Annotated in this window: 18 protein-coding genes and 5 pseudogenes; 6 read left to right on the forward strand and 17 right to left on the reverse strand. The window is 61.6% G+C overall.

What is annotated here, in order from left to right:
- Positions 1–8: 8 nt before the first annotated feature.
- Positions 9–1,580, reverse strand: coding sequence for an AmpG family muropeptide MFS transporter (locus tag AB4N42_RS09710; RefSeq protein ID WP_030139421.1), 1,572 nt, complete (start codon positions 1,578–1,580; stop codon positions 9–11).
- A 44-nt stretch (positions 1,581–1,624) separates the two neighbouring features.
- Positions 1,625–1,978 carry an MGMT family protein gene (locus AB4N42_RS09715; protein ID WP_198797658.1) on the reverse strand — a complete coding sequence of 118 codons (354 nt, stop codon included), beginning with the start codon at positions 1,976–1,978 and terminating at the stop codon, positions 1,625–1,627.
- Between the two features lie 157 nt (positions 1,979–2,135).
- On the opposite strand from AB4N42_RS09715, the pseudogene AB4N42_RS09720 reads away from it, so the two are divergent.
- Positions 2,136–3,144 (forward strand): annotated as a pseudogene (locus AB4N42_RS09720) (DUF481 domain-containing protein).
- A gap of 193 nt (positions 3,145–3,337) precedes the next feature.
- Here AB4N42_RS09720 and AB4N42_RS09725 read toward each other — a convergent pair.
- Positions 3,338–3,547, reverse strand: a complete 210-nt coding sequence (locus AB4N42_RS09725) for a cold-shock protein (protein WP_002554837.1) — start codon at positions 3,545–3,547, stop codon at positions 3,338–3,340.
- Between the two features lie 353 nt (positions 3,548–3,900).
- On the opposite strand from AB4N42_RS09725, the gene dcd reads away from it, so the two are divergent.
- Positions 3,901–4,467, forward strand: a complete 567-nt coding sequence (dcd, locus tag AB4N42_RS09730) for a dCTP deaminase (protein ID WP_017126297.1) — start codon at positions 3,901–3,903, stop codon at positions 4,465–4,467.
- A 103-nt stretch (positions 4,468–4,570) separates the two neighbouring features.
- Entirely contained in the window at positions 4,571–4,777 is a 207-nt protein-coding gene (locus AB4N42_RS09735; RefSeq protein ID WP_030139418.1) for a hypothetical protein, read from the forward strand.
- A 35-nt stretch (positions 4,778–4,812) separates the two neighbouring features.
- On the opposite strand, the pseudogene pdeM reads toward AB4N42_RS09735, so the two are convergent.
- From pdeM to AB4N42_RS09785, 10 genes and pseudogenes are all read right to left on the reverse strand, one after another.
- Positions 4,813–5,470, reverse strand: a pseudogene (pdeM, locus tag AB4N42_RS09740) (ligase-associated DNA damage response endonuclease PdeM).
- Positions 5,470–7,957, reverse strand: a pseudogene (locus AB4N42_RS09745) (ligase-associated DNA damage response DEXH box helicase). The pseudogenes pdeM and AB4N42_RS09745 overlap by 1 nt, the downstream one beginning before the upstream one ends.
- A gap of 207 nt (positions 7,958–8,164) precedes the next feature.
- The gene (locus tag AB4N42_RS09750) at positions 8,165–8,929 is read right to left on the reverse strand and encodes an ABC transporter ATP-binding protein (protein ID WP_030139415.1); all 765 of its coding nucleotides are present in this window, start codon (positions 8,927–8,929) and stop codon (positions 8,165–8,167) included.
- A 13-nt stretch (positions 8,930–8,942) separates the two neighbouring features.
- Positions 8,943–10,061, reverse strand: a complete 1,119-nt coding sequence (locus tag AB4N42_RS09755) for a succinylglutamate desuccinylase/aspartoacylase family protein (protein WP_460116132.1) — start codon at positions 10,059–10,061, stop codon at positions 8,943–8,945.
- Between the two features lie 27 nt (positions 10,062–10,088).
- Positions 10,089–10,799 (reverse strand): ABC transporter permease, encoded by a 711-nt coding sequence (locus tag AB4N42_RS09760; protein ID WP_198797661.1) that lies wholly within the window; start codon positions 10,797–10,799, stop codon positions 10,089–10,091.
- Complete coding sequence (locus AB4N42_RS09765; RefSeq protein ID WP_198797662.1) at positions 10,796–11,524, reverse strand: ABC transporter permease; 729 nt, start codon at positions 11,522–11,524, stop codon at positions 10,796–10,798. Before AB4N42_RS09765 ends, AB4N42_RS09760 begins: the two co-directional genes overlap by 4 nt.
- A gap of 57 nt (positions 11,525–11,581) precedes the next feature.
- On the reverse strand, positions 11,582–12,364 hold the full coding sequence (locus AB4N42_RS09770) for a transporter substrate-binding domain-containing protein (RefSeq protein WP_460116133.1): 783 nt from the start codon (positions 12,362–12,364) through the stop codon (positions 11,582–11,584).
- A 362-nt stretch (positions 12,365–12,726) separates the two neighbouring features.
- Entirely contained in the window at positions 12,727–14,415 is a 1,689-nt protein-coding gene (locus AB4N42_RS09775) for an ATP-dependent DNA ligase (protein ID WP_030139410.1), read from the reverse strand.
- Positions 14,412–15,444: pseudogene (locus tag AB4N42_RS09780) on the reverse strand (ligase-associated DNA damage response exonuclease). The gene AB4N42_RS09775 and the pseudogene AB4N42_RS09780 overlap by 4 nt, the downstream one beginning before the upstream one ends.
- A gap of 235 nt (positions 15,445–15,679) precedes the next feature.
- Positions 15,680–18,130, reverse strand: a complete 2,451-nt coding sequence (locus AB4N42_RS09785; RefSeq protein ID WP_460116134.1) for a penicillin acylase family protein — start codon at positions 18,128–18,130, stop codon at positions 15,680–15,682.
- A 212-nt stretch (positions 18,131–18,342) separates the two neighbouring features.
- On the opposite strand from AB4N42_RS09785, the gene AB4N42_RS09790 reads away from it, so the two are divergent.
- Positions 18,343–18,900 (forward strand): cysteine hydrolase family protein, encoded by a 558-nt coding sequence (locus AB4N42_RS09790; RefSeq protein ID WP_030139407.1) that lies wholly within the window; start codon positions 18,343–18,345, stop codon positions 18,898–18,900.
- Positions 18,901–19,036: 136 nt separating this feature from the next.
- On the opposite strand, the gene AB4N42_RS09795 is transcribed toward AB4N42_RS09790, so the two are convergent.
- The 4 genes and pseudogenes from AB4N42_RS09795 to AB4N42_RS09810 all read right to left on the reverse strand — a co-directional run bounded on the left by AB4N42_RS09795 (position 19,037) and on the right by AB4N42_RS09810 (position 20,791).
- The gene (locus AB4N42_RS09795; RefSeq protein ID WP_030139406.1) at positions 19,037–19,240 is read right to left on the reverse strand and encodes an SEC-C metal-binding domain-containing protein; all 204 of its coding nucleotides are present in this window, start codon (positions 19,238–19,240) and stop codon (positions 19,037–19,039) included.
- A gap of 5 nt (positions 19,241–19,245) precedes the next feature.
- Positions 19,246–19,731: an LEA/WHy family protein gene (locus tag AB4N42_RS09800; RefSeq protein ID WP_460116135.1), complete on the reverse strand. Its 486-nt coding sequence runs from the start codon at positions 19,729–19,731 to the stop codon at positions 19,246–19,248.
- Positions 19,732–19,800: 69 nt separating this feature from the next.
- A complete protein-coding gene (locus tag AB4N42_RS09805) occupies positions 19,801–20,277 on the reverse strand; it encodes a YchJ family protein (RefSeq protein WP_217862087.1) in 477 nt (158 codons plus the stop codon).
- 14 nt (positions 20,278–20,291) lie between these two features.
- A pseudogene (locus tag AB4N42_RS09810) lies at positions 20,292–20,791 on the reverse strand (DUF6231 family protein).
- 193 nt (positions 20,792–20,984) lie between these two features.
- Here AB4N42_RS09810 and AB4N42_RS09815 point away from each other — a divergent pair.
- Both AB4N42_RS09815 and AB4N42_RS09820 read left to right on the forward strand, forming a co-directional pair.
- A complete protein-coding gene (locus AB4N42_RS09815) occupies positions 20,985–21,680 on the forward strand; it encodes an OmpA family protein (protein WP_030139402.1) in 696 nt (231 codons plus the stop codon).
- A 90-nt stretch (positions 21,681–21,770) separates the two neighbouring features.
- A complete protein-coding gene (locus AB4N42_RS09820) occupies positions 21,771–22,496 on the forward strand; it encodes an OmpA family protein (RefSeq protein ID WP_030139401.1) in 726 nt (241 codons plus the stop codon).
- Positions 22,497–22,578 lie beyond the last annotated feature (82 nt).

Consider the following 22,578-nt stretch of genomic DNA (forward strand, 5'->3'; position numbering starts at 1 on the left):
GAGCTTTCCTACGACTCTTGGGCGGGCCGGGTTGGCGTTGATTCCGGCTCCGACTCCGATTCTGGCGTCGGGCCTTGGCGACTATTTTCCTGGTACCAATGCAAGGCGATCAGGAGCAAGGTCGGCACGCCGAGCAGGGCGGTGATCAGGAAGAAATCGTGATAGCCGAATTTCTCCACCATCACCCCTGAGTAGCCGCCAATCAGGCGTGGCAGCAGCAGCATGATCGAGCTGAGCAGGGCATATTGGGTGGCCGAGAATTTCAGGTTGGTCAGGCTCGACAGGTAGGCGACGAATGCCGAGGTGGCCAGGCCTGAGCTGAAGTTGTCGAGGGAAATCGTGACAATCAGCATCTTCAGGTTCGGGCCCATGTCGGTGAGCATCAGGAACAGGATGTTGGTGGCGGCCGAGGAAACACCGCCGATGAACAGGATCGGCAGGATTCCGAAACGCACGATCAGCAGGCCGCCCATGCCGGCGCCGACCAGTGTCATGATCAGCCCGAAGATCTTGCTGACGCTGGCGATCTGGTCCTTGGTAAAGCCTTGGTCGATGTAGAACACATTGGCCATGACGCCCATGACCGTGTCGGACATCCGGTAGGTGGCGATCAGTCCCAGCAGCAGGAGCGCCTGCCAGCGGTAGCGCAGGATGAAGTCGTTGACGGGCGTCAGTACCGGCGCCAGGCCTCGACGCCCCATGGACGACAGGCACAGGGCGGTCAGGAGGATGTAGAGGATGGCCCGCAGGAACGCGCGATCTTCGAGCAGCAGGTCGAGCAGGCTGACGCCTTCGAACAATACGCTGGCGAAGTCAGTGTTGTAGAGCTGGGTGAACATCGCCGGAACCGAAACCAGCAGCACGATCAGCACGAAGACCGAGGCCAGTTGGTGAACGAAGGTATAGCGCCCGGCCTGTAACTGGGTGCGCAGCGGTACGGGGGGTTCGCGCATCAAGAGTGACGTCAGCAAGGCTGGCACCATCAGCACGCCAAACAGAAGGTACGTTCCGGCCCAGGCCGAATGCTTGTAGCTGAACCCGGTGGAGCCAAACCCTTCGGCGAAGAACAGCGCGCCGGCCGTGGCGAGCAGTGCGGCGACCCGATAGCCAGACATATAGCTGGCGGCCAACGCGGCCTGGCGGGTGTCTTCGACGATTTCCAGGCGATAGGCATCGACGGCGATGTCCTGGGTGGCTGAGGCAAAGGCGACTATGACGGCAATCGCGATCAACCAGGACAGGTGCTTTTGCGGGTCGCAGAAGCTCATCCCGACCAGGCCGAGGATCACCAGGCCTTGGGAAAGCACCAACCATGAGCGCCGACGCCCCAGTTTGCCCAGCAACGGAAGGCGCCATTGGTCGAGCAACGGCGACCACACCCATTTGAAGGCATAGGCCAGGCCGATCAGGCTCGCGTAACCGATGGTCTCGCGGGCCACGCCGGCCTCGCGCAACCAGACCGAGAGTGTGGAAAACACCAGCATGTACGGCAAGCCGGCGGCGAAGCCAAGCAGCAACAGCACGAGCGTCGAAGGACTGGCATAGGCGGCGAGGGCGGCGCGCCAGGTTTTACGGGGCATGGGCTGGAGTCTGCCTCAAAAATTGCGAAAACAAAGCGCGCACTCTAACCGCTGTGCTCTACCGGGCGCCAGCCATGGCGCTGAATATCAACACGATTATTCAGGACACTGATCCCTTCCATGCGCAAGCGTGCGCGTTGTTCATCCCCCGAGGCGCTGCCCGCCGGCAGGCTGATCCGACCGCCGGCCGCCAGCACTCGATGCCAGGGCAGCTTGGTGTCGTTCGGCAATTGGCTGAGCGTGCGTCCGACCCAGCGGGCCGCGCGGCCCAGGCCGGCCATATCGGCAAGCTGACCATAAGTGACGACTTTGCCTTCCGGTACCTGCGCCAGGGTCAGGTAGAGCGTGGTTCGTCGGACTTGGGCTGGATTTTCGGGAGGCGCTGGGGTGTCAGTCACGGGGGTTGTTCCTGGAAATAGGTCCGTCTGTAGATTAATTCCTACGGATCGTGTTGATAAGTGAACTCATCACCCGTACGCGGGTCAGTCGTTGCTGAGGTGTCATCCTGGGGGATAATGCCGCCTTTTCACCGAAAACTTGAGCCCATTATCGCTTATGTTGTCCAGAACCCTGCTGTGCCTAGCTGTTACGAGCGCCTCCATGCCATTGCTTGCCGATACCGTCTGGTTGAAGAACGGCGACAAGCTCAGCGGCAAGATTACCGTTTTCGATGGCGGCAAACTGTTGATCCAGACCGATTACGCCTAGCGCGGTCCCGATTGACTGGAAACAGGTCAAGACCCTGGAAAGCGACCAGCAATTGCTGGTCAAGCAGGATGCTTACACTGGCGAGAAGGCTAAGTCGCTGCAGGCCGCCGACGATGGCAAGGTAATCCTGGCCAACGGCGAAGCGCCCAAGACCGTCGAACTGGCCAGTATCCAGCAGATCCTCAAGCCCAAGCCGGTCGTCGAAGACCTTGTCTGGAAGGGCAATATCGACGCCGCGCTGGATTACCAGCGGGCGGAAAACGATACCGATGACTACGATATCGACTTCAAGACCTCGGCACGTCACGGCAGATGGCGACACACCGCTGAAGGTGAGTACAACCGCGAATTCCAGGACGACGTGGTGTCGGCGGACAATTGGCGGCTGGAATACTCCCTCGACCGGTTTATCACCGACAAATGGTTCTGGCAAGGTCGCCTCAATTACAAGCGCGACAAAGTCGAAGACCTGGCCCGCCAGCGCGTAGTCGGTACCGGTCCGGGCTACCAATTCTGGGATGACGAGCTGGGAGCGTTCTCCCTGGGTTCGTTGCTCAACCGCACGGATTACGAATATCGCGATGGGGGCAAGGACAACTTCTATTCCGTCGCCATGAAGTGGGATTACAACCGCTACCTGATTGGCAAGCGCGTTGAGTTCTTCACCAATGGCGAGGTGGGCAAGCCGCTGTCCGACGTTGCTGACTACGCCTACGACGCCGAAGTCGGGTTGCGCTACAAAGTGACCGACTGGGCGTCGCTCAACCTCAAGGCCGAGAAGGATGTGATCGAGGGGACTGAAGACAGCGACCTGAGCAAGACGCGCTACACGGCTGGGTTTGGCGTGACCTGGTAATCCCAGGCTAACCAACAAACCAATGTGGGAGCGAGCTCGCTCGCGATAGCGGTGGATCAGCAACATCTACGTTGACTGACAGATCGCTATCGCGAGCAAGCTCGCTCCCACAGTTTTTTTGTGCCTGAAAAATCGACAGGCACAAAAAAGCCCCGCTTTTAAGGGCGGGGCTTCTTACTAAAGCAAGGACAAGTTAGATAACTTGAACTTCTTCAGCTTGCATGCCTTTCTGACCGCGGGTAGCGATGAAAGAAACCTGTTGGCCTTCTTTCAGGCTTTTGAAGCCGTCGGATTGGATAGCTTTGAAGTGAACGAACAGGTCGTCACCGGATTGTGGAGTGATGAAGCCGAAGCCTTTTTCATCGTTGAACCACTTAACGGTACCGGTTTGGCGATTAGACATGGTGTAACTCCTTGAACAAAGATAACTGCGACTCAGGAAGAACCCTGGCCGAGACTGAGTGCAAAGAGCAGGAAAAATTCTTGTAGATGGTTGGATCGAAATTCAACATATCGTGTAGAGATTCTCAGTGACACAAGCAGCACAGTGACGCCACCTTAACCCTTTTTCCGGAACGTGCCAATGGTCTTTGCGAAGGTTTCTCGGTTTTAATGACTGACGGCAAGCGCGATGGCCGCCGGGGGCCGGAAATCAAGGTGGATCGCCGAGATTTGCGTCCCGCACTTTGAACCCGACCCGTGCCCCGGTAAGATGCCGGACAGTTTTTTTCCACCTCGCTATTCAGGAAACCCGCCATGAGCATCAAATCGGACAAGTGGATTCGCCGCATGGCGCAAGAGCACGGCATGATCGAGCCTTTCGTCGAGCGCCAGATGCGTGGCGAAGGCGCCGACCGGCTGATTTCCTTCGGCGTTTCCAGCTACGGCTACGACGTACGCTGCGCCGATGAATTCAAGGTGTTCACCAACATCAACTCCGCCACCGTCGACCCGAAGAATTTCGACGAGAAGAGCTTCGTCGACATCAAGAGCGACGTTTGCATCATTCCGCCGAACTCCTTCGCCCTGGCTCGCACCGTCGAGTACTTCCGCATCCCGCGCAACGTATTGACTATCTGCCTGGGCAAAAGCACCTATGCCCGCTGTGGCATCATCGTCAACGTGACGCCGTTGGAACCTGAGTGGGAAGGCCATGTGACGCTGGAGTTCTCCAACACCACCACCCTGCCGGCGAAGATCTATGCCAACGAGGGTGTGGCGCAGATGCTGTTCCTCGAATCCGACGAGGAGTGCGAAGTGTCCTACAAGGATCGGGGTGGTAAATACCAGGGCCAGCGCGGCGTGACACTGCCGCGTACCTGATTCTGACGAGCTGTTGGAATTCCTGAGCGGGCAGGCACTCTATGAAGTGTACTGCCCGTTTTTTTGCGTCAGCCCCAATGGGCCTTCGCTCAGGAGTAGCTCTATGAAGATCGATCCGCGAATCAGTGCCGAACTGGCAAGGCTTGAGCCCAATCAGATCGGCGTCCTGGCTTGGTCACTGCTGGCCCATCCTGTCGAAGCGGCGGGTGGGATTCCCGGTGACCCCGATCCTGATCCCAACCCCACGGAACCCACCGAACCCGGTGAGCCGACGCTTCCGGACGAGCCACCTCCTGCTCCCGTAGCCTGATCCGAATATGGCCCGTCAGATGAAGCGCAAATGCTTCAACTGACGGGCCATATTTCGTTGTCGCCGATGACAAAGATCTTGCAATCGTTCCCTTGCTCGACCCGATAGCCTCCCGTGAACGCGCCAAAGGCCGGCAGCAGGCTGATGTCGCTGCCGAGGCGAAAGCACGGCAGGCGCAGCCGCTGCCGACCTTTGCCACTGAGATGGTAGACCGGGTGCACGTGGCCGGCCAGAACGTGCCGGCTCGAATGCGGGTGCGGTTCGTGTTGCACGGCGAAAGGACCCAGCAGCAGCGGCTCGGGGACGACGCGGATATTCAGGCCCGGCGGCGGGTCGCCGACGACGCTTGTCGTGATTGCCGCGTATGAGCGTCATGGCCAGGGACGGGTGTCGCGCACGCCAGTCCGCCAAGGCCCTTAAGGTTCCCGGTGCATGGGAGCCGGGCCCATGGAGAAAATCCCCAAGGAAAATCAGCAGTCGGCAGGGCAGGCTCGCCAGCAATGCATCGAGCGCCGCGATGTTGCTCGCTGTCGTGCCATGGGGAACCGGCTGGCCGAGGCTGCGGTACGCAGCGGCTTTGCCGAAATGTACATCCGCCACCATCAACGTTTCCTGGGCGGGCCAGTACAGGGCTTTTTGCGGGAGCAGCCAGAGCTCTTCCCCGGCGAGGTTGACGGGATAGGGCGCGGCCATCAGGCGGTCCCCCGATCGGCGGTTCTTTCCAGTTCGCTGACCATTCGGCGAATGCGGTCGGCGAGCTTTTCCGAACTCATGCTTTCGCGGAACCGCTCCACCAGCAATGGGAAACCCAGCGGGGTCGGGCGCTTGATGACATGCAGGTCGAGCTTCAAGGTATCGAGGCGTTCCAAGGTCTGCTCCAATCGGCGTATATCCAGTTCTTCGCGCAGGACTTCCTCGCCGGCCTGGGCCAGCAGCAGGTTGTCGGCGTCGTATTGCTTGAACACCTGGAAGAACAAGCCGCTGGACGCCTGGACTTGCCGAGTGCTCTTCGGCGCGCCGGGATAGCCGGCGAACACCAGCCCGGCGATCCGGGCGATCTCTCGGAAGCGGCGCAAGGCCAGTTCGCCGGCCGTTCAGGCTGGCAAGGACGTCGTCCAGCAAGTGGTCGGTGCGCAACAGCGTCGGGTTCAGGTGTGCCGACCAATCCAGCTCGGTGGCGCTGAGCAATTCCAGGCCGTAGTCGTTGACCGCAATGGAAAACGTCACCGGTTGCCGTTGGCTGACGCGCCAGGCCAGCAAGCTGGCGAGTCCCAGGTGAACCTGGCGTCCGGCGAATGGATACAGGAACAAGTGCCAACCTTCCCGGGATTTGAGGGTTTCGGCCAGAAACGTGCCTTGCGTGGGCAAACCGGACCAGCGCAGTTGCGTGCTCAACATGGGCTGCGCCGCTTGCATTTCCGGGCCGTCGAAATGACCGGCGGCGGCTTCGCTCAGGCGCGCCACGACAGCTGCGGCGAGCTCGCTGGAAAGCGGCATGCGCCCACCGTTCCAGCGCGGTACGGCGGCTTTCTTCGCCTGGCTGCGCCGCACGTAGGCGGTCATGTCCTCCACCCGGACCAGCTCTAGCAGCCGGCCGGCAAACAGGAAACCATCGCCGGGCCGCAGGCGTGCGATGAAACCTTCTTCCACGCTGCCCAGGGTCTTGCCGCCACCGCCCTTGCTCCAGAACTTCAGTTGCAGGCTGGCGTCGCTGACGATGGTGCCGATGCTCATGCGATGACGCCTGGCCAGGCGGGCGTCGGGGACGCGCCAGATGCCGTGTTCGTCCGGTTCGACCCGTCGGTAGTCGGGGTAGGCCGTCAGCGACAACCCGCCGTGACGAACGAACGCCAGGGCCCAGGCCCATTCAGCCAGGTTCAGGTTGCGGTAGGCCCAGGCGCTACGGACCTCGTCGAACAGCTCATCGGGAGTGAAACCGCCGCCCAGGGCCATGCTGACCAGGTGCTGGACCAGGACATCCAAGGGTTTGTCGGGCGATTCCCGCGGTTCGATGCGTCGCTGTGCCGCGGCGTCCTGGGCAGCGGCAGCCTCGACGAGCTCCAGGCTATGGGTGGGCACCAGGGTTATCCGCGAGGTCCGTCCCGGCGCATGGCCGGAGCGCCCGGCGCGTTGCATCAGTCGCGCAACGCCTTTGGCCGAGCCGATCTGCATCACGCGTTCGACGGGAAGGAAATCCACGCCGAGGTCCAGGCTGGACGTGCACACGACGGCCTTGAGCTGGCCGTCCTTCAACGCTCGCTCCACCCAGTCGCGGGTATCACGGGACAACGAGCTGTGGTGCAGCGCAATCAGCCCGGCCCAATCCGGTCGCGCATCGAGAATGGCCTGGTACCAGATTTCCGATTGCGCGCGGGTGTTGGTGAAGACCAGGCAACTGCCGCTGGCGTCAATTTCGGCGACAACCTGAGGCAGCATTTTCAAGCCGATGTGCCCGGCCCATGGAAAGCGCTCGAGGGTCGGTGGCAACAGCGTATCGACCTGTAGGGCTTTGCCGTTGGCGCCCTGCACGCTGACCCCGTTGCCTTGCGGGATAAGGACTTGCTCGGCGTGTGCCTGATTACCCAAGGTCGCGGATACGCCCCACACAATCAGCCCGGGATGCCAGCGTCGCAGGCGCGCCAACGCCAATTGCAACTGGACGCCACGCTTGTTGCCGAGCAGTTCGTGCCATTCATCCACCACGACCATGCGCAGGGTCGAGACGGCGGTTTGCGCATCGGCACGGGCCAGCATCAGCGTCAGGCTTTCCGGTGTGGTGATCAGCGCAGTGGGCAGGCGCCGGCCTTGGCGGGCGCGCTCGCTGGCGCTGGTGTCGCCAGTGCGCAGGCCGACGCTCCATGGGATTTGCAACGGCGTGAGCGGCGCTTCGAGGGCTTTGGCGGTGTCGGCGGCCAAGGCCCGCATGGGCGTGATCCACAAGACCGTCAACGGCTCGGCCGGCGGTTTGCGTTTGCGCGGCTTATCCGGCGGCGGCACTGAGCGCGCGAAACGATTGAGGGCGGCAAACCAGACGGCGTAGGTCTTGCCGGCGCCGGTGCTGGCATGCAGCAGCCCCGACTCGCCGCGCTTGACGGCGGCCCACACGTGTTTTTGAAAAGCGAACGGCTTCCAGCCCCGGGCGTCGAACCAATGTTTCGCGAAGTTGCTGGATGTCGCCATGGGTGCCGTGCATGCCCTGAAAGTCCTTCTTCAGAGACCACGGCGGCGGGTGAAAGGTTTTATGACTTGGTTGTGGCGGGCGCGCTGTTGTGGCGAGGGAGCTTGCTCCCGCTGGAGGCGCAGCCTCCCCAGCAGCGTGTCAGCCAAGGCCAGGGGGCCGCTTAGCAGCCCAGCGGGAGCAAGCTCCCCCGCCACAAAAGCAGTCTGTTATTTCAGGTTGCCGCTCAGGAACTGCTTGAGCCGTTCGCTGATGGGATTGCCCAGCACGTCTTCCGGCGCGCCTTCTTCTTCCACCAGGCCCTGGTGCAGGAACAGTACCTGGTTGGACACCTTGCGAGCGAAGCTCATTTCGTGGGTCACCATGATCATGGTCCGGCCTTCTTCGGCCAGGCCCTGGATGACCTTCAACACTTCGCCCACCAGTTCCGGGTCCAGGGCCGACGTCGGCTCGTCGAACAGCATGACTTCCGGCTCCATCGCCAATGCGCGGGCAATCGCGACGCGCTGTTGCTGGCCGCCGGAGAGGAACGCCGGGTATTGCTCGGCAACGCGGGCCGGCAGGCCGACCTTGTCGAGGTAGCGGCGGGCGCGGTCGTCGGCTTCCTGCTTGCTGACACCGAGTACCCGGCGCGGCGCCATGGTGATGTTTTCCAGCACCGTCATGTGGCTCCACAGGTTGAAGTGCTGGAACACCATAGCCAGGCGCGTGCGGATGCGCTGCAACTCGTCGGCGTCGGCCACGCGCATGCCGTGGTGATCCTTGATCATCTGGATCGACTGGCCGTCCAGGCTCATGGCGCCGTCGTTGGGTTGTTCGAGGAAATTGATGCAACGCAGGAAGGTACTTTTGCCCGAGCCGCTGGCGCCGATCAGGCTGATCACGTCGCCGGTCCTGGCCTTGAGCGAAACCCCTTTGAGCACCTCATGCTGGCCGTAGCTCTTGTGCAGGCCTTCAATGGTCAGTTTGTACATGGAGCAGGCATCCTCAAGGCGAAAGTAGGTAACCACTGCGGTAGGCTTCGGTCCCGGCGACATGGGCGATGACCATGCCGGCAGTGGCCATGCGACGCAGCGAGCGGGCGTATAGCAGCCCGGCATTACGGCAATGGACGGGGGTGACGGTGTCGTTGACCGGGTCGATGATCTCGGCGATCAGTTGCCCGGCCTCCATGTACTCGCCGGGCAGGGCGCTGTACACCAGCAGGCCGCCGACCGGCGTCGCCACCGGTTCGACGGCGGCCAACGGCGTGGCTGGGTAGGGCAGGTCGGGCAACGGCACCGGTTCGCCGTCGATGGCGCCGAAGCGGATCAGGTATTCGATCAAGGCCTGGCAGTCGAGGCTCGCCAGGCCATGGTTGACGTCACCCTGGCCGCGCAATTCGACGGTGACCGAAAAGCTTCCCAGGGGGATTTCGAATCGTTCTCCAAAACGCTCCTTGAGTTGCCACCAGAGCAGTGTGAAACACTCATCGAAGGATTGGCCGCCCGAGTCGGTGGCCAACAGGCTGGCCTCGGCACCGATGTAGCGTGCCAGCGGCTCGACCTGGGGCCAGGCTTCGGGCGTGGTGTAGAGATGGGCCACGGCTTCGAAGTCGCAATGCAAGTCGAGCACCATGTCGGCGTCGCAGGCCAGTCGTTGCAGGACCAGGCGCTGGGATTGCAGTTGAGTGCCGGCGGTCTGCCGACTCAGGGCATCACGCAGGCTGGTGCGGATGAGCAACAGGTTGTGCTGCGGATCGTCGGTGAGCAGCTCTTCGATTTCGTTACCGATCTCTTCGCTCAGGTCGACGAAGCGGCGATTGAAATTCTGCCCACTCTCCAGTTCGTAGCGGCCCAGGGGCACGTCCATCAAGACCTGTTCAAGGCCGATGGGGTTGGCGACCGGCACCAGCACAATTTCGTGTCGCAGATGGCCGGATTTTTCAAGTTCGGCCAGGCGCTGCTTGAGGTGCCAGGCCACGAGCATGCCGGGCAACTCATCGGCGTGCAGGGACGACTGGATATAGATTTTGCCCTCGGCTTTTTCCGGGCCGAAGTGGAAGCTGTGGATCTTGCGTGCGGTCCCCGGCAGCGGGGCCAGCAGGTCATGGATCTGGTGGCGCATTTACGTGTATGTCCTGGAACGGAAGCCTTAGTGGGTTGGGCCGAGAAAGGCCAGCCAGCGGCGTTCGGCGAGACGGAAGAGGCCCACCAGTGCAAACGTGACGGTCAGGTAGATCAGCGCGGCGATCCCGAACGATTGAAATGTCAGGAACGTGGCCGAGTTGGCATCCCGCGCGACCTTCAGCACATCGGGAACGGTAGCGGTGAACGCCACGGTCGTCGAGTGCAGCATCAGAATCACTTCGTTGCTGTAATACGGCAGTGAACGACGCAGGGCCGACGGCATGATCACGTAGGCGTAGAGCTTCCAGCCGGTCAAGCCGTAAGCCTTGGCCGCTTCGACCTCGCCATGGTTCATGCTGCGGATTGCCCCGGCAAAAATCTCCGTGGTGTACGCGCAAGTGTTCAAGGCGAAGGCCAGGATCGTGCAGTTCATCGCGTCGCGAAAGAAACTGTCGAGCACGGGTTGGGCGCGTACCGCCTCGATGCTGTAGATGCCGGTGTAGCAGATCAGCAGTTGGATGTAGAGCGGCGTGCCACGGAACAGGTAGGTATAGAACTGCACGGGCCAGCGGACGTAGAACTTGGATGAAACCCGGGCGATGGACAGCGGGATCGACACCACGAAGCCGATCAGCAACGAAGCGCTGAGCAGCCACAGGGTCATCGCCAGGCCCGTGATGTGGACGCCGTCGCTGTAGAGGAACGGTCGCCAGTATTCCTGCAGGAGTTCGATCATCGCACGGCCTCCCGGGCTCCGGCGGCGTAGCGGCGTTCGAGCCAGCGCAGGATGACATTGGATGCGCTGGTGATCAGCAGGTAGATCAACGCTGCCAGCACCAGGAAGTAGAACAGCTGGTAGGTGCTCTTGCCCGCGTCCTGTGCCGCCTTGACCAGGTCGGCCAGGCCGATGATCGACACCAGTGCGGTGGCCTTGAGCATCACCATCCAATTGTTGCCGATGCCCGGCAGGGCAAAGCGCATCATTTGCGGGAACACCACGTAGCGGAAACGCTGGCCACGCTTGAGGCCATAAGCCGTGGCCGCTTCGACCTGCCCGCGAGGCACCGCGAGGATCGCGCCGCGAAAGGTTTCGGTGAAGTACGCGCCATAAATGAAGCCCAGGGTGATGACCCCAGCGCCGAATGGGTTGATCTCGATGTATTCCCATTCCATGAAATCAGTAAAAGAAGTCAGCCAGGTTTGCAGGCTGTAGAAGATCAGCAGCATCAGCACCAGGTCGGGTACGCCGCGAATCAGCGTGGTGTAGAGCTGGGCTGGAATACGCAGCAGCTTGACGCTGGACAACTTGGCGCTGGCGCCCAGCAGGCCGAGCAAGACGCTTAACAGCAACGACAGGGCAGAGAGCTTGATCGTCATCCAGGTGCCTTGCATCAGCAGCGGGCCGAAGCCCTGCAGGCTGAAGGCCGAGAGCCCCAGATTTTGTAGGAGTTGTTCGAACATGGAAGGTGCCTTTGGCAGAAAAAAAGTGCCCACCCGAAACCGGGTGGGCACCGCACATTATTTGCCGCTGTACAGATTCAGATCGCCAAAGTGTTTTTTCTGGATTTCGGCGTACTTGCCGTCGTCGTGTAACGCTTTGATACCTTTATCCAAAAGTGCCTTCAGCTCTTTGTTACCTTTCTTGATACCGATAGCGGTCTTGGATGGCAGCAGTTCGCTGTCCACCGGCTTGCTGACTTCATAGCCTTCGCCTTTTGGCGATTTCAGGAAGCCCAGTTCGGCCTGGAGCATGTCCTGGATCGCGGCGTCGAGGCGGCCGGAGGTCAGGTCGGCGTAGACCTGGTCCTGGTTCTGGTAGGCCTGGGTCTTGACGCCGGCCTTGTCCAGCACGGCCTTGGCGTAGGCTTCCTGGATGGTGCCTTGCTCGTAGCCGACGGTCTTGCCCTTGAGCGAGGCAACATCTTCGCTCAGGCCCGAACCTTTCTTGAATACATAAGCCGTTGGGCCGGAGAACAGCTCGCTGGAGAAGTCGATGGCTTTTTCGCGGGCTGGGGTCACCGTCATGGACGAGATCACGCCGTCGAATTTATTGGCCTTGAGGCCCGGGATCATGCCGTCGAAATCGCTTTCGACCCATTTGCATTTGACCTTCAGTTCTTCGCAGATCGCGTTGCCCAGGTCGATGTCGAAACCGACCAGGCTGCCGTCGGCGGCCTTGGATTCGAACGGGGCGTAGGACGGGTCGACACCAAAACGCAGTTCCTTGTATTCCTTGGCCGAGGCAGCGCCAGCAGCCATGCACAATGCCAGTGCAGAAAGGGTCAGCAGTGCTTTTTTCATTATCGAGTCCCTAAAACCAATTTGAGCGCTTGTGGCGCGTTGGATTGTTACCGGTGAAGGTCTGAACGGTATGACGGCATAAAGGTAGCAATTTCCGAACCATAGTGCCGAACAAGTGTTTTAAAAGCACTGGCGGCGGGTGACGGAACGCGATGGTGCGCGAGGGGGAGCGTACATCAAAAAGCGCACCGGGATGGAGCGTGCTGTTCGTTGGCTCTGCGCTTTTGTGGCGAGGGAGCTTGCTCCCGCTGGAGGCGCAGCCTCCCCACGCGGTGTGGCATACAGAACCAGAGGGCCGCTTCGCGCTGGAGCGCCAGCCCGGCCCAGCGGGAGCAAGCTCCCTCGCCACAAAGGGAGCGGTGTTATTTCAGCAGGTCCTGAAGTGTTGCCAGGGTGTCGGCCTCTTCGACGGTTTTATCCTGGCGCCAACGCAACATCCGTGGAAAGCGCACCGCGATCCCGCTCTTGTGGCGCTTGGACAAGGCGATGCCTTCGAAGCCCAATTCGAACACCAGGGTCGGCGTGACGCTGCTCACCGGGCCGAATTTTTCTACCGTGGTCTTGCGCACGATGCTGTCGACCTGGCGCATTTCCGCATCGGTCAGCCCTGAATAGGCCTTGGCGAACGGCACCAGGGTGCGCTCACGACTGCCCGGCGGGTTGTCCCACACGGCGAAGGTGTAGTCGCTGTACAGGCTGGCGCGTCGGCCATGGCCGCGTTGGGCATAGATCAATACCGCATCGACGCTGAACGGGTCGATTTTCCACTTCCACCACACCCCCATGTCTTTGGTCCGGCCCACCCCATACAGGGCGTTACGGGCCTTGAGCATCATGCCTTCGACGCCCAGGCTACGGGAGGCTTCGCGCTGGTGGGCGAGGTCGAGCCAGTCCCGGCCGGTCACGACGGGCGACGGCAACAACACCGGGCTGTGGCAGCGGGCGACCAGGGTTTCCAACTGCTCGCGGCGCTCGGCCTGGGGCCGGCTGCGCCAGTCCTCGCCTTGCCATTCCAGCAGGTCGTAGGCCATCACCACCACGGGGGCGTCTTCAAGGATTTTCTTGCCCAGGGTCTTGCGACCGATACGTTGCTGCAACAAGGCGAAGGGCTGCACCGCCGGTTGTAGCGGCGCCTCCGGGTCGAAGGCGTCCTCGGTGACTGATTGCGGGGCTTTCCAGACCACGATTTCGCCATCGATCACCGTACCGTCGGGCAACGCCTGGGCCAGGGGATGCAATTCCGGAAAGCGTTCAGTCACCAAGTCCTCGCCTCGCGACCACACCCACAAATGTCCGTCGCGCTTGATCACCTGGGCGCGGATCCCGTCCCATTTCCATTCCACCTGCCAATCACTGGCCGGCCCCAGCAGTGAGTCGAATTGATCCACTGGCGCAGACAACGCATGGGCCAGGAAGAACGGATAAGGCTGGCCGCCGCGCTGGGCATGTTCGTCAGCGGATTCGATAGCGATCAGCTTGAGATAGCTGGCCGCTGTCGGTCGATGGGACAAATCGGTGTAGCCCACCAGCCGCTGAGCCACCCGTTTGCTGTCCAGGCCGGCCATGGCGGCGAGCGCCCGGGTCACCAACAGCTTGGACACGCCGACGCGGAAACTGCCGGTGATGAGTTTGATGCACAGCATCAGGCTTGGTCGGTCGAGCTGCGACCATAGCACCGGCAGTCGTTCGGCCAGTACTTCAGGCGACTCGCCGCGTAACGGCAGCAGCTTTTCTTCGATCCACCGCGCCAGGCCTTCGTCGGAACTGTGGGGCGACTCCGGCAACACCAGCGAGATGGTTTCGGCCAGGTCGCCCACGGCCTGGTAACTTTCCTCGAACAGCCACAACGACAAGCCGGACACCTGGACCGCCACCTCCCGAAGGATTTTCACTGGCACCAATTGCCGTGGCCGGCCGCCGGACAGGAAATACACCGCCCAGGCGGCGTCCTCGGCTGGCGCCTTGGCGAAATAATTCTGCATGGCGGCCAGCTTGGCGTTGCTGGAAGTGGTGGCGTCCAGTTCGGCGTACAGCTCGGCAAAGGCTTTCATGAAGCCTCCTCACCTGTGCCGACCGCCGAGGCGGCGTCTTCTTCATCGTCGCCGTACTCCGTGGTGAAGCCTTGGGCGTCGAGGCCTTGCTCGCGCAGGTGGCGCACCAGCACGGCAACCGACCCATGGGTCACCATGACCCGCTCCGCACCGGTCTGTTCAATCGCCCAGAGCAGGCCTGGCCAGTCGGCGTGGTCGGACAATACGAAGCCCCGGTCCACGCCACGGCGCCGACGCGTACCGCGCAAGCGCATCCAGCCGCTGGCAAACGCATCGCTGTAATCGCCGAACCGACGCATCCAGGTGCTGCCGCCGGCGGAGGGCGGGGCGATGACCAGGGCCTGGCCCATGATCGGATCGTTCTTTTTGACGTCGCTCGGCGTAGAGCGTTGGCGGCAAATGCACCCCGGCTTCGCGATAGACCCGGTTTAGCGGCTCCACCGCACCGTGGGCGAGGATCGGCCCGAGGCTTGCGTCGATGCCATGGAGAATTCGCTGGGCCTTGCCGAAGGAATAGCAGAGCAACACGCTGGCCCGGCCAGCGGCAATGTTTTCGCGCCACCACTGGTTGATCTCATCGAAGACCTGTGCCTGGGGTTGCCAGCGATAGATCGGCAGGCCGAAGGTGGATTCGGTAATGAACGTATGACATTTCACTGGTTCGAACGGCGCACAGGTGCCGTCGGGCTCGACCTTGTAGTCGCCGGACGCCACCCACACTTCGCCTTGATACTCCAGCCGCACCTGGGCTGAGCCCAGCACATGGCCTGCAGGGTGAAAGCTCAAGGTGACGCCGTGATGTTGCAGGCGCTCGCCGTAGGGCAGGATTTGCAGATTGATGTCCTGGCCCAGTCGGGAGCGCAGGATGCCTTCGCCGGGTGCCGCTGCCAGGTAGTGCTGGTTGCCGCCGCGCGCATGGTCACCGTGGGCGTGGGTAATGACCGAACGTTCCACTGGGCGCCAGGGATCGATGTAGAAATCTCCCGGCGGACAATACAGGCCTTCGGGGCGGGCAATGACAAGATCCATGCGGTTACCGGGGCGATGGGCTTGTCTGGTAGAGGTGGGGGCGGGGGGAGAAGTTCGATTGGGTTTCGGTGGGGATCAAGCGACAGCATGGGCAACTGTGGCGAGGGGATTCATCCCCGTTGGGCTGCGAAGCAGACCTCGAGACACCCAGCCCATTTTTGATACACCGAATGGTCTGGCTTTAGGGCTGCTCCGCAGCCCAACGGGGATAAATCCCCTCGCCACAATGGGAAATCTATTTACCGGGCACCAACGTCAACCGTGTCTTGCCATACGCCCGGTCGAAGTTCTGCGGTTGCAACGGCACGCTCTGGTATTGCCCCTTAATCCACGGATCAACACCGTTCAGGTAGCTCGGGCTGGCCGGGTTGCCCGACTGGCCTGCGCCGCCCTGGAGCGTCAATGGCTCGGGTTGGCTGAAGTCAACGAGAAAACGCGTGGCCGGCGCCACGGTCGTGTTGAAGTCCTGGCCCCAGGCGAACGCGGCAGTGTTGAGCGTGGTGGCGTCACCACCCGCCGCCAGCGGCCCCCGTACGACCTGGCCGCTGGCATTTGTCCACTCATAACGATGCAGTTTGCCCCACTGCCAGGCGGTGTGATCGCTGCCCAACTGGCTGTCGCCGATGCTGATGGCCGCCGCGAGGCTACGGGCCAGGATCGCCGCCTTGTCTTCTTTCTGCGGCGTGCGGACGTCGTCCCAGAATGGGCTGTCCTCGCGACCGAGCAGATGATCGGCCTGCGCCGAGTAGGACAACTGGCCGTTGGCAACCAGCGCTTTCCACGCCGGGCTGCTTTCCGGACCCAATTCGTCGAGGAAAACCTGCTTCATGCTTTCTTGCAGGAACAGCTCATAGATCGCCGCGTCGGTGGAAACCGGACTGAGCCTGCCGTCGAACGCCATCAGCCGGGTATAGGCCTCGCGAGCCTTGGCCCGGTCCGCCACCGGCAGGGCTTCGATCGCCTGTTTCAGCGGCTGGGCCATGCCCGGGGCTTCGAAGGTTTTCTTGAGTTTGGCCGCGAAGGTCGTGGTCTGGTCATATTGCATGGCGCTCAGGCTGCGAACGTCGTGCTTGCCCGCACCGGCCAGTTCGGCGAGGCGCTCGCCACGCTCCGGCGTCGCCCAGGAATTGGACAACTGCATGCCGTAGCCGTGAGGGATGACGCGCTGGTTGGCGGTGCCAAGCCACCCCTGGGCTGGATCCTGGTCGTACGGGTGCAGCATCGGGTCGGCATAGCCGTCCCAATCATAGCGCCCGTCCCAGCCCGGCGACGGCAGCAGGCCCTCGCCTTCGCGACGGTTCGGATAACGGCCGGTGACTTGCCAGCCAATGTTGCGCGCGTCGGCAAACACCATGTTCACCGCCAACGCGCGGATTTCCCGGCTGGCATCCGAGGCTTTCTCGACGTTTTTCGAGCGCGACAGATCAAAGAGCGCGTCCAGGGTCTTGTCGTCGGTGAAACTCGGCAGTTGCAAGGCCAGCCCCAGGCCGTTGGCCATGGCCGGACCCTGGGCACTGTTGAGCAGGGACCCGTGGCGGGTTTCATAGACGGCTTCGCGAATAGACCGTTGGCCCTTGATGAAATAGGTTTCGTTGCGCACGGCTACCGGCTGCCATTTGCCATTGACTTCGTAGGACAGGCCGTTACCTTGGCGTCGGATTTTTTCCAGGAACAGATCCTGGTTGTCACCAAGAACGCTGCTCATGCTCCACGCCACGTTACCGTTGAAACCCGCCAGGATGAGCGGAATACCTGCTATGGATAGCCCGGCCGCCTGATACTTGGGCGCGCGGATCTGCACCGGGCTCCAGAGCGACGGCACGCCCAGCGGACCATGACTGTCACCGGCCAACAGGCTTTTGCCATTGCGACTGTGTTGTGGGGCGATGGCCCAGTTGCTTGAAAACGCTGAGCCCATCAGATTCAGATCGGCCAACTGGGCGCCAGCCTTGCTGATTTCAGCCAGGCCTGGAACCTGGCCGTTGAGCCGGACACCTTGAAGCTTCTCGCCTTCCGCCTGCGGCAAGGGTTCATCCGGGTAGGACGGGCTCAGCCAGGCCAGTTTGTCGTTGGTCACGCCCTGGGCCAGCACCAAGGTCGAGATTTCTTCCGGCAAGTTGGCCGATTGGCTGAAATTCAGCAGGCAGAACAGCAGCGCCGAGTCTTCCGGTTTCCAGTATTCAGGCTTGTAGCCAGTGGCAGCCAGGTCCGAGGGCAGCTTGTCGCGATAGCGGAACAGGTAGGCGTTGACGCCCCGCGCATAGACTTCAAAGAAACGCTTGATGCGTGGCGATGATGCCTTGTACAGCTCGTCGGCACTTTTCTTCAGGTTCACCGCACGCATGTAGCGGTCGATATCCAACCGTTCGGCACCGGACATTTCCGCCAATCGGCCCTGGGCAAGCAGGCGCAGGGTGGCCATTTGCGTGATCCGGTCGCTGGCATGGACATAGCCGAGGGCGAACAGGGCGTCGTGGAAGCTGTTGCTCTCGATCAGCGGCATGCCCGTGGCGTTGCGCCGAACCGAGACATTTTGCGCCAGCCCCTTGAGCGGTTGTACGCCGGTGGTGGGCGGGACAGTGTCCTGGGTATTCCAGGCCTGGCAACCGCTCAAGCCGAGCACGCTGGCCACTGCTGCGGCAACGCCGAGCTTGGGGATGAAGGAAATCGAGGCTGGCGAGGCCATGGCAAAGCTCCTGCGGGAGGGGGTGGCACAATAAAGGCGCTACGTTAGTGAGCAGGAGGAGGGCGCGCAAGCCGGTGGTGGGGTTATTTGTTGATTTGGCGATGAAAGCCCGGAATGGCCTGTGACTTCACGGGACGATTGATGACTTGCTTGTATGAAAAGGTGATGTTCAAGTGTTGGAAAACCCAACGATTGAGCATGAGAAAACCGGCATGGAGCTAAGAGAAAACGCAGCGCTTGTCCTCATTGACCAACAAAAAGGCATCCTCCACCCCAAGCTCGGCCCTCGCAACAATCCCGAAGCGGAGTTGCGTATGTTGGAATTGCTTGCCCGCTGGCGAGATTCGGCGCGGCCAGTCGTCCACGTCCATCACCTTTCCCGCTCCGAGGATTCGGTTTTCTGGCCTGGGCAATCTGGCGTGGAGGTCCAGGAGCGGTTCGAGCCGATAGCTGGGGAGCGATTGATTCAGAAGCAAGTGCCGGATTCCTTTTGCGGCACGACCCTGGAGGCAGATTTGCGCGGTGCCGGAATCGGACAGTTAGTGATCGTTGGCGTGGCGACGAACAACTCGGTGGAGTCCACCGCTCGCACGGCGGGCAATCTGGGATTCGACACCTGGGTGGCCGAAGATGCCTGTTTCACTTTCGACAAGGCCGATTACTTTGGCATTGCCCGTTCGGCTGCCGAGGTGCACGCAATGTCATTGGCGAATCTGCACGGGGAATACGCGACGGTGGTAAGTGTGGAGCGGATCTTGCGGGCGGGCTGAAACGCGGGTATTGGATGTTCCGGCCTCATCGCGAGCAAGCTCGCTCCCACTGGTTCTGTGACGTTCACAAATCCCTGTGGGAGCGAGCTTGCTCGCGATGGCGGTCTGACAGACTAAAAATCTTCAGTTCGGAGCATCAAGCCCCGTGGCACTTCTTGAATTTCTTGCCATTGCCACATGGGCAAGGGTCGTTGCGGCCGACGTCCTTCAGGGCGTTGCGCACGGGTTCCTGGTGGGCGTGGCCGCAGTTCGGGCCGTGGACGTGGCCATGGTCGTGATGGTGGTCATGGTCGTGATCGTGATTGCAATCAGGGCCGTGGACGTGGGGTTGTTGGGTCATCGGGGTTACTCCGCAATAAAATCGGCGGCGATTATCACGCCATTGCGCTCCAGGTGCACGTAGTCGGCGATGAATAAACCGGTTTCCAGCTCCCCCTCCAGGCGATAGGGGATCTGTTGTCGTGGTTTTTCCAACAATTTCACCACTTCCCGGACTTGCGGCCACAGGTTGGTACGGATCGGCACCTTGAAATAGGCGCTGTGCCGCGGAGTCACGGTGAACCAATGCTCATGCTCTCCTTCGGTCAGCAAGAGATCGCCCAGGTGGATCCGATAAGTCAGGCCGCGCACGGTGAGGTCGCTGTCGCCGGGATTGTCGACGCGAAAGTGCAGCATGAACTTCTGCTCCAACAGTCGTGCCCGCACCACCTCGACCTTGACCAGATGCACTTGCGGTTCAGGCGCCTCCTCACCTCGCCAGGACGCGCAACCGCCGAGCCCGACCAACAACAGCAGGCAAGTGATGCGGAGCAAGCGTGATGTCTGGGTCATGTCCGTACCTCGGGTTTATCCCCAGTCTAGTCCTCCTGACCCGAGGACGAGCGTCGGACGTTTCCGAAATCAGCGATTGAAATAGCCGGCGCAGCACTTCTTGAATTTATGCCCGCTGCCGCACGGGCAACTGTCGTTGCGGCCAGTCTTGACCGGCACGGTGGGGTCGATGAAGTACCATCGCCCGCCGTTCTGCACGAACGAAGACTGCTCCCGATGGCTGTGCTCGCCCTGGCTGTCGTGCCAGCGAGCGGTAAACGTGACGAAGGCATGTTCCGGTTGACCACCGAACACCTCGCTGCTTTCCACTTCCAGCCCCAGCCAGGTGCTGCTGGCACTCCATTCGCCGATAGCTTGGCGATCGAGGCCATCCTGCTGGGCCGGGAGCGTGGTGCCGACAAGGTAATCCACCAGGCCCAACACATAGGCGCTGTAGCGCGAGCGCATCAAGGCTTCGGCACAAGGCGCCGGATGACCGTCGTGGTAATGGCCACAGCAGGCGTCCAGCGCGTTGCCGCTGCCGCAGGGGCAAATGGTTGTGTGCAGGCTTGTATCCACAGCTACCACCAGTATTTTCCAAAATTTTCAGGGTTGGCCCAGAAGCGTGAGTTGAGCCAGTCGGGCACCTGTTTGTATTCAAGCAGATCGTAGGTGAACAGGGTCAGCACCTGGTCCTCGCGCTGAAAGCGCTCGCTGGCCTGCAGGGCCAGGGAAAAAAAATCCGTCTCTTGCCAGCCACAGGCGTTGAGATCTGCCAGCACCGCGATCCGGCTGGCGTTGAGATTGCGAATGCCGCCCAGCAGGTTCAGACCGTCGCGCTTGGGCAAATGCTCCAGACAATCGAGCGCCAAGGCCAGGTCAAAACGCTGCGCCGCCACGTCCGCTGCGGCAATGCGCCGGGGCCGGCGTGGACCACTTCGGTTGTGGGATGGGCCTGCTGGAACGCCTCCAGGGCAGGAAAACTGCTGGCGCCGATCAACAACAGCCTTTGCGGGGCGTAACGGTCAAGCACGGAGGCCAGTGCTTGCTGGGGCGTGCGCGAAGAGATGGCTACGGTCATCGAAGTTCCTCAATCAGAACCGCCACGATAGCGTGCGCTGGGATCACGGCCTAGAGCGGTTGTCATTAAAACTCATCGAAGCGCCGCAAACACGGACCCAAACCGGATATGGCCGGTTGCTGGCGCAGATCGGCAGTCGGGTCTTTACTCCCCTGAATCGGCGCAAAAGCCGATCCTTCAAGGAGAAAACCCGATGAGCATAGTTCGGACAGCGTTACCCCTGGTGCTGCTAACCAGTGTGTTGACTGGTTGCGCAGGTTTGCAGAAAACCGACTGGCCGACCTGTGCGGCCGTCGGGGGGGCAATTGGTGCGGGATTAGGCGCCATAGAAAGCACTTCGTGGGCTGGCGGCGGCGCTTTGTACGTAGGCGGCATGGCGGCGGCTTATTGCTGGGTGCATGGCGACGGCGACGAGGACGGCGATGGTGTCCCGGACAGCCGCGACAAGTGCCCAGGCACGCCGAAGGGCGTGCAAGTCGATGCCGACGGCTGCCCACCGCCCGCTCCGGCGCCAATGGCCGAGGAGCCTGTGGTGGTCAAGGAAGAAACCATCGTGGTTCGCGATGTGCACTTCGAATTCAACAAGGCCACGCTGACGCCGGCCGACAAGGACGTGCTCAGCACCATCGCGACCCGGTTGAAGCAGGAAAGCTCCACCGCGCAACTGCGCGTGACTGGCCACACCGACAGCGTTGGCAGCGATGCCTACAACCAGAAGCTGTCGGAAAAACGGGCCAATTCAGTGGTTCAATACCTGGTCGACAGCGGTGTGCCTCGCGCCAGTTTCGTCTCCGTGGCGGGCGCCGGGGAAAGCCAGCCGGTCGCGGATAACAAAACCGCCGATGGACGCGCGATGAACCGCCGTACCGAAATCAAGATAAACCGCTGAAACCCTTGTCATCCGCGGCTTGTACAGTCGCGGATGCGGGTCTTTACTCCTGTGTGACCGGTATGGGCCGGTGACACAGGAGCATTCATCATGAAGGTTCTCATCAGGGTTGCCTTACCGGTACTGCTGGCCAGCGGTCTGTTGTCCGGTTGCGCCACTCACAGCGACGGCAGCGCACCTCTCAACCAGCGCACCTGGCCGATCTGCAGTTTGATCGGTGGGCTGGTCGGCGGCGGGCTGGGCGCCATCGAAAGCAGCGGCTGGGCCGCTGGCGGCGCGGCGTTGGGTCTGCTCGGCGGCGGCTTGATCTGTTACGCCCAGGATGGCGATGAAGACGGCGACGGTGTATTCGATCGCCGCGACCGCTGTCCCGATACACCGGCCGACACGCCTGTCGAACACCATGGTTGCCCGCTGCCGCAATATCCGGCCAGCGCCCCACCGGTCGAACCGCAAGCGCCGGCCAGTGAAGTCATTACCCTTAATGACGCAGGCAAGGTGCTGTTTGATTTTGATAGATCCGATCTCACGGCGGCAGCGCGAAGTCAGCTCGATGGGCTGATGGGCAAGCTGAGCCATGCCAATGTCGCCAGCATCCGCGTGGTCGGCCATACCGACAGCGTCGGTACCGATGCCTATAACGAAGGGCTGTCCGAGCGTCGGGCCAGCAGCGTCGTGGAATATTTGCTGACCCAGGGCCTGGCTCCGGAAAAACTCACCAGCGAGGGCAAGGGCGAAAGCGAACCGGTGGCCGACAACGAGACCGAGGAAGGGCGCGCCCAGAACCGTCGCGTGGAGTTGCATATTCAGCGTTGAGTCCATGGATTGCGTTGACACAGCACCGCCGAGTCGTGATGCGAGCGACTCGGCGGACGCCGGTCGACGCCAGGATTAAATT

This window comes from Pseudomonas sp. H2_D02 (assembly GCF_054677635.1).